The sequence below is a fragment of the Candidatus Saccharimonadales bacterium genome, from assembly GCA_035758565.1.
Classification (GTDB): Bacteria; Patescibacteriota; Saccharimonadia; order Saccharimonadales; family UBA10212; genus DASTXL01.
Genome location: DASTXL010000002.1, coordinates 72,301 through 87,971 on the forward strand (window position 1 = coordinate 72,301; position 15,671 = coordinate 87,971).

The following is a 15,671-nucleotide window of genomic DNA, read 5'->3' on the forward strand; positions in this document are numbered from 1 at the left end:
GCGTGGCAACTTTACATGCCGTTTATGCTAAAATAACAGGTATAAACAAGAACCCTAGAAGGGGCGCCAGAAAGAGTTATGGGGAGAGCTAAAAACTCAAGGCTGGAGCAACCTCTGCCACGTGTGGCCGGGGCTCGTATTTCTATTCCAGTAACTTTTGCCGGCGCAAAAAAAAGCGTCCGAACTAAGCCGTCTATAACTGCAACTATTAAAAGCCTAAGATACCGCGAGCTAGTCAAGCGCTGGCCTTTTCTTGATACTCTCAAAGCTCGTACTGGCTTAGCTTTAATGGCCATTGTGCTAGTTTTTAGCGCGGTTGAACCTTTTATCGCCCCTTCTTATTCTTACGCGCTGGGGCCCGCCGAGGGTTTGCTGTCGCCAATAAACCAGCCTATGGCAGACAAACTTAAATACGATCCCGAATCGCAAGTTTTTAATTTTAACCAAAACCAACCGGCCGCAGATCCTGGATCGCTAGGGACTAGCGGCAAGGAAGTTAGTGCTAAAGCCTACGCCAATCCAAGAAACGGCATAAGCGTTACTGATCCAGTTAATAAGATTGACTTTTCTATGACGCCAAAATTCAGCATAGGCGCCGGGCGCCAAGACGGCAACAGAGTTATTTACCCTCTTGGCGATGGCAACGGCTGGGCGGTCTATACTATGCACTCCATAGGTATAAAAGAAGACTTGGTACTGACAAGTTCACCCGGAGACACCGCTACCTTTAACTACGATTTAAATCTTGGCAACGGTCTGCAGGCGCGGCTCGAAAAAGACGGCAGTATTGGCGTCTACGGTAACACTTTGTTCAGCGGCAATATAACTACCGGCACTAAAAAAGACGCTGCTTTGCTGGAAAAAGCTCGCAAAAATGCACCCAAAAACACTTATCTTTTCAGTATTCCGAAACCGGTGATTATGGAACTTAAGCAGAAGCAGTCGGCCGCCAGTGCCAGCTACGAACTCCACGGCAATCACTTAAGCATAAAGGTCAGCGGCCTTACCAAAGCCCATTACCCTATAACTATCGACCCTAGCATTTTTGTCGTGACGACTCAGCAATTCATGAACGGCAATAACGAAACCAATATCGACTTTGACGTAGCCGATAAACTGATCGAAAAAGGAGAAACTACCGGCGCCCGCTTTGACTCTTGGAATTCTACTCGCAGCCTGAACAACCCGATCTGGCAACAAGGTGTGGCTGCGGCCGGTGGCTATATTTATACGGTCGGCGGCAACTATGCTAACGGTTTGGCTACGACTTTTAGTACTCAAGGCGGCGCCAATTATGTTGTGCCTTCGGGTTATAGCACTATCACTGTCAGTATGTGGGGTGGTGGCGGTGGTGGCGGTGGTGGCGGTCGTAGTGGTAATGGTGGAGATGGTGGTGGTGGTGGCTATATCAAGACCACCCTTTCGGTTACGCCCGGAGAAACCTTGAGCGTACTTGTTGGAGGCGGAGGCGGAGGCGGAACCGGTCGAGGCGATAGCGGTGATGGCGGTGGAGGTGGCGGTTACTCGCGTATTGCACGTGGTAGCACCACTCTTGCTTTAGCAGCCGGTGGCGCCGGAGGGGGTGGTGGCGGATACAACAGCGGCACCAATGGTGGTTCCGGTGGTGCCGGTGGCGGCACTTCCGGTGTTAATGGTAGCGCCTCCGGGTCGGCTGGGGGTGGTGGCGGTGGTTCATCATCATCTGGAGGCTCGGGCGGCACCGGAGGAAACAATAGCGGGTCGGCTGGATCCTCCTTGAACGGTGGTGATGGTGGAGACGGTCGCAGCGGACAAGGCAGTGACGGTAGCACCAGCAATGGTGCCGGAAATGGCGCAGGTGGTTCCGGCGGACTAGGCAGCGTCAGTAACAACTACGCTGGTGGCGGTGGTGGTGGTGGTGGATATTACGGCGGTGGTGGTGGCTCCGGTTCAACCAGTAGGAATGGCGCAGGTGGCGGTGGTGGTGGTTCCAGCTATTCCAGTGGCAGTAACACAACTGATACAGCAGGCAGCGGCCAGACACCGGGCAACGGTAGCGATCCTGCTAACAATGGCGCCGGTACTGGCGGCAATGGCAGTGGCAACAATGGTTCCGGTGGTAGCAATGGTTTGGTTATTATCAACGCCGGTACAGGTTCGGTTAATACTTCGGATGTCACCTGGGCACAATTCAATACTGATAGTGGAGCTATCGACAGCGCCAACCCGGGCAACGGCACCTGCGGCGGCTGGTGCACTACTACCGCATATAGTTTGCCGGCAGCTAGAAGCGCTTTATCACTGGTCGCCTACAATGGCTTCCTCTACGCCATAGGCGGCGAAGATTCAACCTGCACTAGTGGCAATGGCACCGGTGACGGCGGTATCTGCAAGACTGTTTATATAGCTAAGATAGGGGCTAACGGCGAGCCTCAGCTATGGAGTCCTGTTAGTACCGATAAGTCAACCTGGACTTACTGGTACCGCGATACAGACCTGACAACTCCGCGCAGTATGATTGTCGCGGTTGCCTATAACTCGCACATGTATCTTATGGGCGGAAAGACTAGCAGTGGCGGAGTGGTTTCAGTCAGTAACAGCGCCCAAGTCGCCGACATCACTGCTACCGGACGATTAAGCAGTTGGTCAACTCAAACCAATCTTCCCTATGCCGACTACGCTTATGGAGCGCATGCTTATAACGACTACCTTTATCTTATAGGCGGTGCCAGCTCAGTCGGCGGAAGTCCTCTTGCCAGCGTTTATTACAACCATATTAACAGTGACGGTACGCTTAATAGCTGGGTCCAGACCACTAGTATGGCTACCGGTAAGCTTACAATGGGCGGGGATTTTTCGGCTATTTGGGGCGGTTATATATATGTCAGTGGTGGCTGCACGGCCACCACTTCGACGGGTGGTTATTGTACGGCATTTGCTTCAGACACCCAGCTGGCCAGCATTAACGCCGATGGTAGCCTGGACAACTGGGACACCGATGCAGCGGTAGCCGATGGCAGGATGGGCCATAACATTGTTGCCTGGCGCAATTATATATATGAGATTGGCGGCTGTACCGCTCAGGATACATCCACCGGCGCTTGCACTGCTTCCATTGGTACAATCAAATACGGGGTCATCAACCAAGCCGGGGACGTGAACCTTGTCAGTACTTCGGTCCCTAACGGCACATCGCCCTGTTCCGGCGCTAATCCCTATCAATGCGACTTGCCGCCGGCCGGTGCTGGCAGCGGTCAGAATGGTCAGATGTTAAATGCTACAGTCATTGTCAATGGTTACCTCTACATCTCGGGGGGTTGTACGAGCACTAGCTGCCGCAACACCTCCAATAACACGACTTACGCGGCCATCAATAGTACTGGCGAACTAACGGCACCATCGGCTTGTACTTCTGACGGTAATACGTTGGTTGGTGCTTGGTGCGTCGATAATACGCACTCTATCTCTTCGGGGCGGCAAGTTAGCGGCGTGGCGGCGGCAGCCACTGCTGTCTATGGCAATTACGTATATATCATCGGCGGCATGGATGGTACCGGTAACAACAACCTGATTTTCTACACGACCGTTAATACCGACGGCAGCATCAACACCTGGACGACCGAAAGCATGACCTCTGCCGGTGCTACCGGCGTATCTTACGAATACGCTTATGCCCGCTCTAACCCCGGATCGGCCTCAACGGCTCCGGCCAACCTGTTCATATTCGGCGGCTGTACCAGTACGACCAATGCCTCCTGTACGGCTTATACTGATGCTGTTTATAAATGCGACATCCAGGCGAACGGCGCTATCGCCAACTGTACCACCAGCGGTCAGCTGCAGATCGGCACGGTCAGCGGTGCCAGTGGCGCCGGACTGGCCGCCATGGGTGGTACCATCTACGCTAGTCGAATTTATTTGATCGGCGGCATTGCTCCCGGTCAGACTGGCGGTCTAGCCACTATACGTTACGCTCAGCTCGATGACAGCAACAATGTCGTGGCGGTCAACGGCAGCAGCTGGACGGAGGACCCCAACCAGTTGCCGAGCGCCAGACAACTCTCCGCGGGCTTTGGATATAACGGCTACATTTACGTTATGGGCGGTTATAACAGTAGTAGCGGCGTGCTCAACGACATTAACTTTTCTAAGATCAATGTCAGCGATGGCAGCATCAATCCGTTCAGCACCTCGGCCGAGACTATCAATCCGCGCTGGGGGTTGAAGGTTCCGGTTTCCAGCTCCTACGCCTACGTTGTCGGGGGCTGCCGAACCGGATCGGCGCCAACCGGTTGCACCAGCATGGAACCCAGCGTGGATAAGATTGAGATCTATAATAACGACAGCGGCGCGGCGGCCGGCTTTTCAACGGCTTCGCATACCTATACAACCAGCGCCAACCGACTCGGGGCGGGTTCTACTGTATTAAATGGCTACATATACGTGGCCGGCGGCTGTACTAGCACTACTGACTGCACCACCGCTACGACTAATGTTTCTTACGCCCAAATTGATGCTCAGGGTGCCATTGGTGCCTGGGCCAGCACTTCCGCTGCTCTACCGGCGGCCCGCACTTGGGGCAAATTGGTTACTGCCGGCGGATCATTATATTTTGTCGGCGGCCAGGATAGTTCCGGCGCGCCGCAATCGACGGTTTATTACGCCACGCCGTCATCCGGCAACGTCACGTCGTGGGGGGCAGCCAGCAATGGCTTGCCGGCAGCCAGGGCAAATTTCGGGGCGACTGTCTGGAATAACCGTATTTATGTGGTGGGCGGGGTTAACTCGACTGCCGGTTCAGCAAGTTATTCCACCTCTGGCTCTCATACCTTTAGTGTACCTAACGGCATCAGCGCCATCACTGTCAAAGCCTGGGGCGGCGGTGGTGGCGGTGGAGGCGGTGGTGCCCGTGGAGGCGGTGGTGATGGTGGAGCTGGTGGCTATGCAAGTTCAACTCTAACCGTCACGCCAGGCGAAAGTTTGAATGTCTACGTCGGTGGTGGTGGCGGTGGTGGCACGGGCAGCTCTGGCGGCAACAACACCGGCGGTGGCGGTGGTGGCGGCGGATATTCCAGCGTTGCCCGTGGCAGCACCCAGTTATTGATAGCTTCTGGTGGTGCTGGTGGTGGCGGTGGTAACGGTGGTAGCTTTACCCAAGCTGGTGGTGCTGGTGCAGCCGGTGGCGATGATAGCGGCGGTCAAGATGGTTCAGGCAGCGGGAGTGCCAATGGTGGTAGTGGGGCAAGTACGACAGCCGGTGGTAGTGGTGGATCGGGCGGTGGCAACAGCGGCTCGAATGGTAGTTCTTTAGCTGGTGGTGCTGGTGCTGACGGCCGTAGCGCCGAAGGAGCCGATGGTAGCGGCGCTGCTGGTGGTACTGAGGGTGGTGCCGCTGGTGGCTCACACGACGCTACAAATGGCTACGCCGGTGGTGGTGGCGGTGGTGCTGGTTACTTCGGTGGTGGCGGTGGATCGGGCGGTGGATACTACGGCTTTGGTAGCTACTTCTATGCTGCTGGTGGTGGCGGTAGCGGCTCTGAGTATTTGAGCGGCATTAATCAAACCGCCCAAGCGGGCAGCGGGCAGACACCTGGTAATTCCGGCGATGCTTCGCGCGGCTCGGCTGGCAACGGTGGTAACGGCGGCAATGCCGGCCAAACTGGCTCGGCCGGTAATGCCGGGTTAGTCGTGATATCTTACGGCAGCACGGCGTCTCTTTATATCAGCCCGCAGCTTAATGCCGGTGGCGATATAACCTCGGCCTGGACAACCAGCAGCAGTTCGTTTAATACTCCGCGCAGCGGCCTGACGGCCGTGGCCTACGCCAACAATCTTTATATCTTCGGGGGCACTGACGGAACAAATTATTACAGCGACAGCCAGTATGCCCAACTTAATTCCAGTGACGGATCGGTTGGCTCCTGGTCTTACTCCACCACCCTGCCGACGCCGCTCGCCCAAGGCGACGGTTTTGCCGCCAATGGTTATATGTATCTGTTCGGCGGACGCTCGTCGGCGACATCATGCACGCCTACAACTCTGGTGGCCCCAATCAGTGCCAATACACCTGTCGCTACTGGTAACCATCCGACCGGTATCGGTACTTGGTTCTCGACCAATCAGAAATATACTGGTAACCGCTATGGCAATAATGCGGAATATTATCAAGGCAAGGCATATGTGCTGGGCGGCGCCTGTGGCAGCACCCTTTCCTATGCCAGTCCCGTAACTCAGCAAACGGCCTTGCTATCCCAGCCTCAAGTGGCAAAATACTCGATTATGTTCGATACCGATTCTGATGTTTTCCCTAGCACCTGGCTGCTTAACGGCGTAGACAACTCAATTGGCGCCAAGTGGCAGCTTAGCTACCGATCTATGACTAACACCACTACTTTCTGTACTTCACCGGCAATGACCACATGGGGGCAAGTTACTAATTTTGGCAATGTGACACTTGGCACGCCAGGAGCTTACATACCCAAAAATGGCAGCGGCACGAACACTAACTGCGCCAGATTCTTCGATATGGTCGTTACCGTTGACAGCTCGCAGGCTTATGGTTATCCGGACGACGTTACGCGTGGGCCGACTATTACAGACCTAACACTACAATTTACTGCCGACCCGTCTAAACACTTAATGCATGGCCGTACCTTCACCGGTGGTTTGCAGATGCCCGACGATACGCCATATTACACTCACTGATATAGTAGATAGAGATGAGAATACAAGTTCGGGATGATACGGGTAAGCCGCTAGGCGCTATTCAGATCAAAGTTGTTGATCTTGGCGAGAGCGAAGTGGCTCAGCAAAATAATTCAGCGTGGAAACGTGTCTTAGACAAAGTCATTCTAAGGTTTGCCCACGCACCCAACGAATCAAAAAAGAAGGATAAGGCTTTAGGCCAGGTTAAAACCGTTGAGATAAATATCAGCCTGCCCTCGCTGTCTAAAAACCCTCTTAAAAAAATCTTTTCTGGATTCAGGGCGCTGCCAAAGCGTAAGAAAATTTTGAGTCTAGCGGTCTGCTTGGCCCTGATAGCTTTAGTGACTATCTTAACGATATTTGGGGGGAATAATAATCAGCCGGTTGCCGCTAGCAGTGGTCAAGATCAACCCACCCTAACCCGCGGGACGCCTAAATATTCGACCGCCCTACCGACTGGTAAAACAATTCAGCAGCTTGGTGGTTGGGCACGCGTTAGCCCGCCTGGGCGCAGTCCGGTTTATGCTTACGTCGATAAGATCGGCGACGTTCGAGTTGACGTTAGCGAACAACCGCTGCCGGCCAACTTCAAAAATAATACAGACGGTCAGATTGCTCAGCTGGCCCAAAACTTTAGCGCCAACGATAAAGTAATGGCCGGTGATACAGCCGTTTATATCGGCACCTCGGCCGAAGGTCCGCAGTCAGTTATTTTAACTAAAAAGAAGTTGTTAATTCTTATAAAGTCCACGTCGTTTATTACTAACGAGCAATGGATAAGTTACGTTAATTCCCTGCAGTAGTCGATTGCAGACCGCCGCTAGCCGTCACGTCTAAATTGCCCTGCACCACACCGCTCTTGCCGTTCAGAGCACAAGTTATGGTGACCGGCCACATACCCGGCGGCGTATCCGCACCCACTAACCAAGTCCAAGTAACGTTGCCGAAATCATCAGCTGTTTTTGGAACAAGTCCGGAATCGTGGGCCGGAACTTTGTTATAGAGCACCTTGATCATGCAGGCGGCACCACGAGTGGTTCTAACGCTAACCGAAGCCTGAGTATTAACCACCACCATGGAATCTATGGCTTCAATCGAAACTCCAACCGGTGTATTTGGAGTCGGAGCCGCGCGCGTAATTGTTGGCTCTTGTATTTCCGGTGCGGCAGCGGCCGTAGCAATTGGCTTTGTGGTTGAGTTTTGATCGGAGTAATAAGTATAGCCAATGCCACCAACGGTAGCCAAAAGCATCAATGCACTCGCCGCCACCATTGATTTTTTAAACCAAGCAGGCACCCAGACCTTTGGCTGATCACGATAAACCGGGCCTTTTTTTCTACCCCCAAACATTCTTTTATCTTACCACGCCACCATAACTTGCATATCTGTTAAAATAGCTGATATGGCTTTATCTATTGGGATTGTAGGCCTGCCTAACGTCGGCAAGTCCACTCTTTTTAACGCACTAACCGACGCCGAGGCGCTGGCAGCTAATTATCCATTCGCCACAATCGAACCGAACACAGGGATTGTTCCAATCCCTGACTCAAGGCTAGAGAAGCTGGCTAAACTTTACCACTCTCAAAAAATTGCTCCGGCTACTGTTACATTTACCGACATCGCTGGTCTAGTGGCTGGGGCTAGTCAAGGCGAAGGTTTGGGCAACCAGTTCTTGAGCCATATCAGAAGCTGTAATGCTATTTGCCAAGTAGTCAGAGCTTTCGATGACCCAAATATTCAGCACGTAGCCGGCCAGGCCGACCCCAAGCGTGATATTGAAGTAGTTAATACCGAGTTAATTCTAGCCGATCTACAAACCGTGGAGCGACGCCTGCCTAAACTCGAAAAAGAAGCCCGCGCTGATCTTAAGCTTAGGCCTTTGGTCGCCACATTAGAAAAGCTCAAGGCGGGCCTTAGCGAGGGCAAGCTTGCCGGGTCATTTTTAGACAAAGAAGAGTTAGAGGCTATTGCCGACCTGCAGCTTCTTTCTGCTAAGCCTTTTATCATTGTTTATAATTTGGACGAACAGCAGTTGAATGATCAAAAGCTTAAAGAAAATTTAAGGGCAATAGTCGCTCCCTGTCCGACCGTGTTTGTTAGTGCCAAACTAGAAAGCGAACTCCGGGGTTTAGATACCAGCGACCAGGCCGAACTTTTGGCCAGCTACGGACAAGATGAAAGCGGCTTGAACTTGCTTATCCACGCCGCCTATCAGGCATTAGGCTTGCAAAGCTACCTAACAGCCGGCGAGAAAGAAGTTCGCGCCTGGACCGTGCCAGTTGGCGCCACAGCTCCTCAAGCAGCCGGCGTTATCCATAGCGATTTCGAAAGAGGGTTTATTGCCGCCCAAGTAATCGATTATAACGACTTGATGGCTGCCGGATCAGAAACAGCGGCGCGAGCAGCCGGCAAACTACGAACCGAAGGCAAAAATTACGTTATGCAGCCTAACGATGTAGTTGAATTCCGTTTTAATGTATAGTTTCTCGGGAAGATAGCCCGAGCAAATTTCACACAATTTGCCCGGCGCGATAAGAAACCCTGGAGGGGTGTCTTATTCAGCGTTATGCAGCCAAATGACGTAGTTGAATTCCGTTTTAACGTATAAAAAGAGTCCCGTTTTAGAGACTCTTTTGGAGTACGGTTTTTAAGCTTTCTAAAAATCGTGTACTAAGTTGCTACTGCCAAAACCAGACGCGTTATGCGTACTGAGCGAACCCATGGTATACGGCGTCGGTGCCCGCCGGGCTGCCAACATCGCAGTGGCGCCCACCAGTTTAGGGGTGTGTGGCGATCGCAAGAAGGCCGGCCGGTGCAAGTGATGCTGGTGCAATGACGGATGCGAGTTATCGGCTGTAGCCGTTGCCTGATCAGCAGGCATTTGAGTGGTAGAGGGCGGCTGATTTTGGCCAGCGCTGACAATACTTGCCGGGTTTGGCTGCTGGTACGACTGCCTGATGGCCATCACCTGTCGCTGCACAAAGCCAGTCAGTTGGCGCAGATGTCTCTTATATTTTGTGCTGGTAAATTTGTGCTGCTTGTTAAGGGTAAAGATCGTAATGGTTGCGTCGAACATGCGGCTACTATAGTCCACCTCACTGATCATGTCGTAGCGGATATCTTCTAGGTTCATAAAGAAGGTCTTTTTATCGATCAAAAGCAGGCGCTGGTCAGTAGCGATTAAAATAGCGTAGCCGCCAAAGTATCTACCAGGAACTACGCTTATAATTTCCTCACCGTCCATTAATATATTTTGAAGTTCTTTTATTTCTGCTCGAAACCAACGAGAAATTCTCACTCCCAGTTTGGATAACCGGGCCTCTATAATACTCGCGTGCACCATATCCGCCTCCTCGACTTAAGTAACTATATGATGCCTGTTTATTAACGCCTTCTCAGTAATTTTAAGCACTTGAGAATTATGATTTTTATCACGAAAATTTCAACATAAGGAGTTATTGTGCCACAATAAAGGTATGCTAGCGACTAAAAGACAGTTCGCAGCACTCGTTAACCTGTTTCAGGGTGGGACTAAACTCGTTTATAAAAAAGGTGAATTTATCATCCGTCCGGGCGAATCACCAAGCAATGTCTTTTTTATCGAAAGCGGCCTAGTGAAGGCCTATAACATTAGTAAGTACGGCGAAGAAAATCTGCTTATTATTCGCAAAAGCCACGAGATTTTTCCGCTGATTTGGGCTATTACCGGCCAGGAGCGCGACATTATTTATCAGGCCATGACCCAAAGCGTTATAAGGCGGCTCGATCAACAGACATATTTAGACTTTCTGCGCAGCCACCCTAGCGCCCTGCCTCCGATCCTGGATATGGTTACCGAAATGTATAGGATTCACTCGGAACGAATTTTAAATCTTGAATATCGAACAGTTCGCGAGCGCCTAATTTCATTCCTGCTGACTATGGCGGCACGCTTTGGCAGCGAGGTCTCTGACGGCGTCAGGATCAATGTGCCACTTCGCCATCAAGACATAGCTAGCTCCATCAACTCTACGCGGGAAACTGCTAGCCGACAGCTATCAATACTCGAGCGCAAAGGCTTGGTCGGCAGTAAGCAGTTTTACATCACACTCAAAGACAAGGCGGCCTTGGAAGCCTATTTGGGCTAGTGGCTAAGCATTGCGGTTTGAAGCTGACCGGCTAATTGCGCGATTTGAGAGTAACTGGCTCCGTCGGTAAAAATCGACAGCACATATTGCCCGCCAGGATAACGCACAATGCCCGCGTCGTGGCGTACATAGCCTAGGTCGCCAGTTTTGTCGGCTACCTTACACTGACTGCCGCAACCGGTCGGAATGCCACTCCTAAGAACCTGCTGCTGCAAAATATTAATAATAAAACTCCTGGTGGCGCCATCAAACCACTTGCCGTTATACAAACCCTGAAGATAATAGCTAATGTCGGCCGCAGAGGTAGTTGGACCCTGAGGGTTATTTAAATCTGTGTTTTGTAGACCGATTGAATTTAACTGCACGTCGGCATCTTCCCAGCCCACATAATCGCCAACAGCAGCGCCGCAAGGATTGTCCGATACCTTGAGCATAGCGCTCACGCAGTCGCTCAATGTTCGGCTTTGGCCGTTGACCTGAACATCAGTCGACGACCATTGGCTCATGGGTGTTTTCTGGATTAACGGGTACATCAAAAGCAATTTGAACATGCTAGCCGAACGATAACTATGCGTTGAACTGTAGCTAGCAGTACGCTCATCATCGCCCAGACCCTGAACTTGCACCGACCACTTGTGGCCCGGATGCGAATCAACGAATTGATTAATGATGTTTTGCAGCTTGTTGTCTTGGTCGTTAACAGAGACTACCGGCGAGGTATCGATTTTCGATTGAATAGCCGGTGTTTTGACCTGCGCGCTTGCGGCCAAACCCGCTTTAGATCCGTGAGCATCGGTTCTCACCTGCAAGTGGGCAAAAAATACTGCGGCGGCCATAGGAATACTAACGGCCATTAAATATAAGATGACCGGTATGGAGCGCCGACGGACTATACCCCGCCGTAAGCTATAACTATAAGATGGACTACTCCACCTAGCCGGGGCTAATTTTTTCACTTTGTTTTGTTTTAAATTGTTTTTGTCTCTAAAGGTACGTCTAGTTTTAAGATAGACTAGCGCAAAATAAAAATCAATACTCTTATGGTTAAATTGGCGGTTATTAAACAACTAGGTGGTGGAGGTGGCGCCCCGGTTGTGGGGCGCCACCGTCTACACCGATCGAGACGAAATTGGCGCTGTCGAGTAGCCGCAGGCACGAGCCGTGTTGGGCCAAGGGTCAAACCCTCTGCCCGAGTAGTAGGCTCGCGAAGCGGCGATCATCTGCGCCCAGGCCGGCCAGTTGTTGGCCGTACCCCATCGCGCCATGAAGTCAGCTCCGTAACGGTTCTGGAACGGCAGATCCATCTGCAGACCGCCGTAGTAACCGTTGCCGGTGTTTGCGTTCCATGCTCCTTCGAAGCCGTGGATGCAAACGAAGCCGTGATACAGCCAATCGTGCTTGATCTTCGGTTGTGGCAGGAGCGGCTTGATCTGCTTGTCCAGCTTGACCAGTCGCTCCGTGCTTACTCGCACCGCACCGCGGGCAACTGCGCAGAGCCCTTCCGGGCCCTCGAGCAGATGCTTGCGACGCAGATCCCAGCAGGTGTAGCGCTGGTAGTGCCGGTACAGCGTCCAGCGACGCTGAGGGTTGTTCCAGTAGTGGACAGTGCCCACTCGACGACGCACCTCAGCGCACATGCGCCGAGCCTTGCTGAGCTTAGCGGAGCTAAGAACCCGCAGGCTCTTGTCCCTATGGCTAGAGGCAGCCTTGACCTGGCTGCAATGGTGGACCGCCGCCGCGGCCACGGAACTCTGGGCATCCGCTTGCTCCACCGAGGTGAAGGCAGCGAGCGCTGCCGCGGCAATAGCCGCAGCCAAGATCAGAATGAACCGACGAACCACGTCGTCTCCCTTCGGTCGATTTTTCAGGTTCTCGAGGCTATGAAAAACTAGCCCACGCTTTGTTCTGGTTACTAGTTTGTAAGCCATCATTGTCGCTAGAGAATTTAGAAATGTCTTTTAGCAAAACAACTCTAAATTCCCTAACGGCTAGGCTTAAGATGCGAACTTATCAAGTTTGCGCGGGAGGTTTACCCGCTCCATGATAAATATTATTCGTCGCATCGGTCTAACAACCGCCACTGTTAGGGTATCGTTTTATATCTGTTATTTCAAGACTTGAATATTTTTATTTGAATGTTTTTAGTAAATAAAATCGCTCTAAGTTGCCTTTAGCACCTGCAACTTCGCTGTCGGCTTTATCGACAGTTGCAAAATACTTTCGGCTCCAACTCTCAAAATCTTTTAGAATTTGCCGCCGGATTTTATCGTTTTTAATTACACCTTTATTTACTTGGTTAGCGCCGGCTTCGAACTGCGGCTTTACCATGGCCACAATTTGAGTATTTTTGTTAGCCAGCTTGGCAACTGCTGGCAAAATGTCACGCAAAGAAATAAAACTCACGTCTATTACCGCAATATCCACCGGGCTGCTCAGCGATTTAAGGTCACGAATATCAGTTTTTTCGTGTAGCTCTATTCGTTCGTCACTTCTTAAACTCGGGTGTAGTTGGTCGGTGCCAACGTCTACGGCGATAACTTTTTTTGCCCCGTGTTTGAGCGCATAATCCGTGAATCCGCCGGTGCTGCTACCCACATCCAGAACAACTTTGTCTTTAAAATCTATATTTAATTTTTGAGCCACGCTAGCCAGCTTCAAACCTGCCCGGCTGACATATTGTTCCTCTGCGATCAGTTTTATTCTGTCTTTTTGGCCAACTAAAAGCCCGGCTTTATCTTGGATTTGATCGTTAACTTTTACCTTGCCGAGCTTAATGTAGCTTTCAGCCTGCGAACGGCTAGTAACTAAACCGCGAGCTACTAATTCTTTGTCTAATCTACTGCGCGAGTTCATAATTTTTCTTTACCCTCTTAATCATGCGGCCTGATCTTTTTAACCTCACCTGGCTTATTAACGAAAATTCTACTACCTTAATAGATTGCCCTTCCCATATTTGCCGCTCATTTTTCTGAAGATTATTACGTAAGGTAACGTGCGGTCGATACTTTTCGCCCAAAAAATCTTTTTGATGAATTGGGAAACCGTTGTTTTCTAAGCTTTCAAAGATATCCAGATGTAGTTTTTTAAGTTGCTCCAGGTAATCATTGACGGTTATGACTTGGAGCCTGTCTTCTCTGCCCCAGTCTTCGGTTTTGCCGGCCGTTACTTCAAAACTTTTGTGGCGAACCGCAACGGCCTGAAGGATCTTATCAAGACGATCTTCATCGTCGCACGGGAACCAGGGTACGATTGTTATGTGCTGCGGCCAAACTTCGAATTCTACATTAAATCTGGCAGGTTCTAACAAAATAACCACAAGATGCTCGTTGCGCTTAGGCATCACCCATCCTCAAATACGTGACTATCTTTTTGCCCTTGGATAAGCCTCGAACAGCAATATTGTCAAAGATAGCAATCTCATTTATTACCATCTCTGGATGCTCGTCAAACGGGTCCCGATCCTCAAGCTTTCGATAGTGTGGAGTATACTGACTGCCCAGCCACAGCGGGTGAGAAAATTCTACACCATTTTCCACTAGCCTTTTGAATAATTCTTCGTGGAGCTTGATCAAGGCCGGTGATTTAACACTCACCGCCTTTTTTTCATGACCTTGACCCCCTACAGTCATCGGGCCGTCTCGAACTATGCTAAAAGGCTCGGTTTCTTTTACTACTTCATCAATAACGCACATCCTGCCACGAGCATCAAACCACGGCAAAATTGTTATGTGTGGAGGCACCTTGTCGAAAGTCTCGCCACTGAAGTAGCGCTCAAACGTCACGGCAACCAGAGTATGCTCGAGTGGCGCCGACATTTTAAGTTTCCTATTTTACCCTCTCGCGGTATTCGCCGGTTTCAGTATTTACGCTGATTAAGTCGCCGGTTTTAATAAATGCCGGCACTTTGATCGTTATGCCGGTTTCCAGCGTGGCGTCTTTGGTAATGGCGCTCGAGGTATCGCCCTTCACCGCGTTTTCGGTGTAGGTAACTTTTAAGGGCAAATTCTTTGGTAGTTCAATATTGATTACCCGCCCCTCGAATAATTGAGCGGTGACTTGGTCGCCTTCACGCATAAAGCCAGCTTTATCTTCCATGTCGCTGGCTGGTACTTCGAATTGCTCAAAACTGTCATTATCCATAAAGAAAAAAATGGCACCGTCATTATATAGGTATTGAACCGGTCGGTTCTCTACTTCGGCGCTATCAACAGTGTCGTTGCCGTGAAAGGTTTTAGACAGAACCTTGCCGTCGATCAGGCTTTTGATCTTAACATTAACCGTTGAGCCGCCTCGGCCCATAACTTTTTGACTATATTCAGTCACGCGATAGGGTATTCCATCTAGCTGGAAAACCGTGCCCTTACGCAAATTTGTTATAGATAATGTCATGATTTCTACTCCAATTTATCAATTATTTGTTCAATGTTTGCCGACAAATGCGCCACGTCGATCGCTTCAAAAATATTGTGTTCACTGGCGGTCAAAATACATTTCTTAGCTTTGTTAAGCCAAGATTTTGCTCGCTTGGCGTTATCGAGCTGATCTTCCCTGGTTTCGCTAAGCTCATAGGCATTAGAGTAAATCCGAGCATCTACTAAATCTTGCTGCAGGTCCGAAAGAAGTTCGCGGTTCTTAGAACTTAACTCCCCAAAATTAACCTTACGCAAAATCTGCCGCACGTCGCTATCCAAGCGCTTGACCAAAACCGATAGCGATTGACTACTCTCCATATACTCCCATGGTAAATTCATTCGTGAATGAAGTACAAGGAAAAAGCGAGCATTGGAATGAGCCGTATTTAACATACGGTGAGTGAAACGCGCAGGTTTTGACGCCGTAATTCGCCACGAATAATTTAGC

The 15,671-nt window shown here is 50.8% G+C and carries 13 protein-coding genes; 4 read left to right on the top strand and 9 right to left on the bottom strand.

What is annotated here, in order from left to right; genetic code table 11:
* Window positions 1-78: 78 nt before the first annotated feature.
* Complete coding sequence (locus VFT49_02905; GenBank protein ID HEU5005007.1) at window positions 79-6,684, top strand: hypothetical protein; 6,606 nt, start codon at window positions 79-81, stop codon at window positions 6,682-6,684.
* Window positions 6,685-6,698: 14 nt separating this feature from the next.
* Window positions 6,699-7,487 carry a hypothetical protein gene (locus tag VFT49_02910; protein ID HEU5005008.1) on the top strand — a complete coding sequence of 263 codons (789 nt, stop codon included), beginning with the start codon at window positions 6,699-6,701 and terminating at the stop codon, window positions 7,485-7,487.
* Here VFT49_02910 and VFT49_02915 read toward each other — a convergent pair.
* Entirely contained in the window at window positions 7,471-8,034 is a 564-nt protein-coding gene (locus tag VFT49_02915) for a hypothetical protein (protein HEU5005009.1), read from the bottom strand. The two genes, VFT49_02910 and VFT49_02915, sit on opposite strands and share 17 nt — an antisense overlap.
* Window positions 8,035-8,086: 52 nt before the next feature.
* Here VFT49_02915 and ychF point away from each other — a divergent pair, with 52 nt between their 5' ends.
* Window positions 8,087-9,166: a redox-regulated ATPase YchF gene (gene ychF / locus VFT49_02920; GenBank protein ID HEU5005010.1), complete on the top strand. Its 1,080-nt coding sequence runs from the start codon at window positions 8,087-8,089 to the stop codon at window positions 9,164-9,166.
* A 174-nt stretch (window positions 9,167-9,340) separates the two neighbouring features.
* On the opposite strand, the gene VFT49_02925 is transcribed toward ychF, so the two are convergent.
* Window positions 9,341-9,928 carry a PH domain-containing protein gene (locus tag VFT49_02925; GenBank protein ID HEU5005011.1) on the bottom strand — a complete coding sequence of 196 codons (588 nt, stop codon included), beginning with the start codon at window positions 9,926-9,928 and terminating at the stop codon, window positions 9,341-9,343.
* A 232-nt stretch (window positions 9,929-10,160) separates the two neighbouring features.
* On the opposite strand from VFT49_02925, the gene VFT49_02930 reads away from it, so the two are divergent.
* On the top strand, window positions 10,161-10,811 hold the full coding sequence (locus VFT49_02930; protein ID HEU5005012.1) for a Crp/Fnr family transcriptional regulator: 651 nt from the start codon (window positions 10,161-10,163) through the stop codon (window positions 10,809-10,811).
* Here VFT49_02930 and VFT49_02935 read toward each other — a convergent pair.
* The 7 genes from VFT49_02935 to VFT49_02965 form a co-directional block, all read right to left on the bottom strand.
* Window positions 10,808-11,665: a serine hydrolase gene (locus tag VFT49_02935; GenBank protein HEU5005013.1), complete on the bottom strand. Its 858-nt coding sequence runs from the start codon at window positions 11,663-11,665 to the stop codon at window positions 10,808-10,810. The two genes, VFT49_02930 and VFT49_02935, sit on opposite strands and share 4 nt — an antisense overlap.
* 255 nt (window positions 11,666-11,920) lie before the next feature.
* Window positions 11,921-12,742: a hypothetical protein gene (locus VFT49_02940; protein HEU5005014.1), complete on the bottom strand. Its 822-nt coding sequence runs from the start codon at window positions 12,740-12,742 to the stop codon at window positions 11,921-11,923.
* Window positions 12,743-12,938: 196 nt separating this feature from the next.
* Entirely contained in the window at window positions 12,939-13,664 is a 726-nt protein-coding gene (locus VFT49_02945; protein ID HEU5005015.1) for a TlyA family RNA methyltransferase, read from the bottom strand.
* On the bottom strand, window positions 13,648-14,151 hold the full coding sequence (locus tag VFT49_02950; GenBank protein HEU5005016.1) for a 2'-5' RNA ligase family protein: 504 nt from the start codon (window positions 14,149-14,151) through the stop codon (window positions 13,648-13,650). Before VFT49_02950 ends, VFT49_02945 begins: the two co-directional genes overlap by 17 nt.
* The gene (locus tag VFT49_02955; protein ID HEU5005017.1) at window positions 14,144-14,626 is read right to left on the bottom strand and encodes a 2'-5' RNA ligase family protein; all 483 of its coding nucleotides are present in this window, start codon (window positions 14,624-14,626) and stop codon (window positions 14,144-14,146) included. The genes VFT49_02950 and VFT49_02955 overlap by 8 nt, the downstream gene beginning before the upstream one ends.
* Before the next feature lie 10 nt (window positions 14,627-14,636).
* Entirely contained in the window at window positions 14,637-15,200 is a 564-nt protein-coding gene (gene efp / locus VFT49_02960; GenBank protein ID HEU5005018.1) for an elongation factor P, read from the bottom strand.
* Window positions 15,201-15,205: 5 nt separating this feature from the next.
* On the bottom strand, window positions 15,206-15,562 hold the full coding sequence (locus VFT49_02965) for a hypothetical protein (protein ID HEU5005019.1): 357 nt from the start codon (window positions 15,560-15,562) through the stop codon (window positions 15,206-15,208).
* Between the last annotated feature and the right edge of the window lie 109 nt (window positions 15,563-15,671).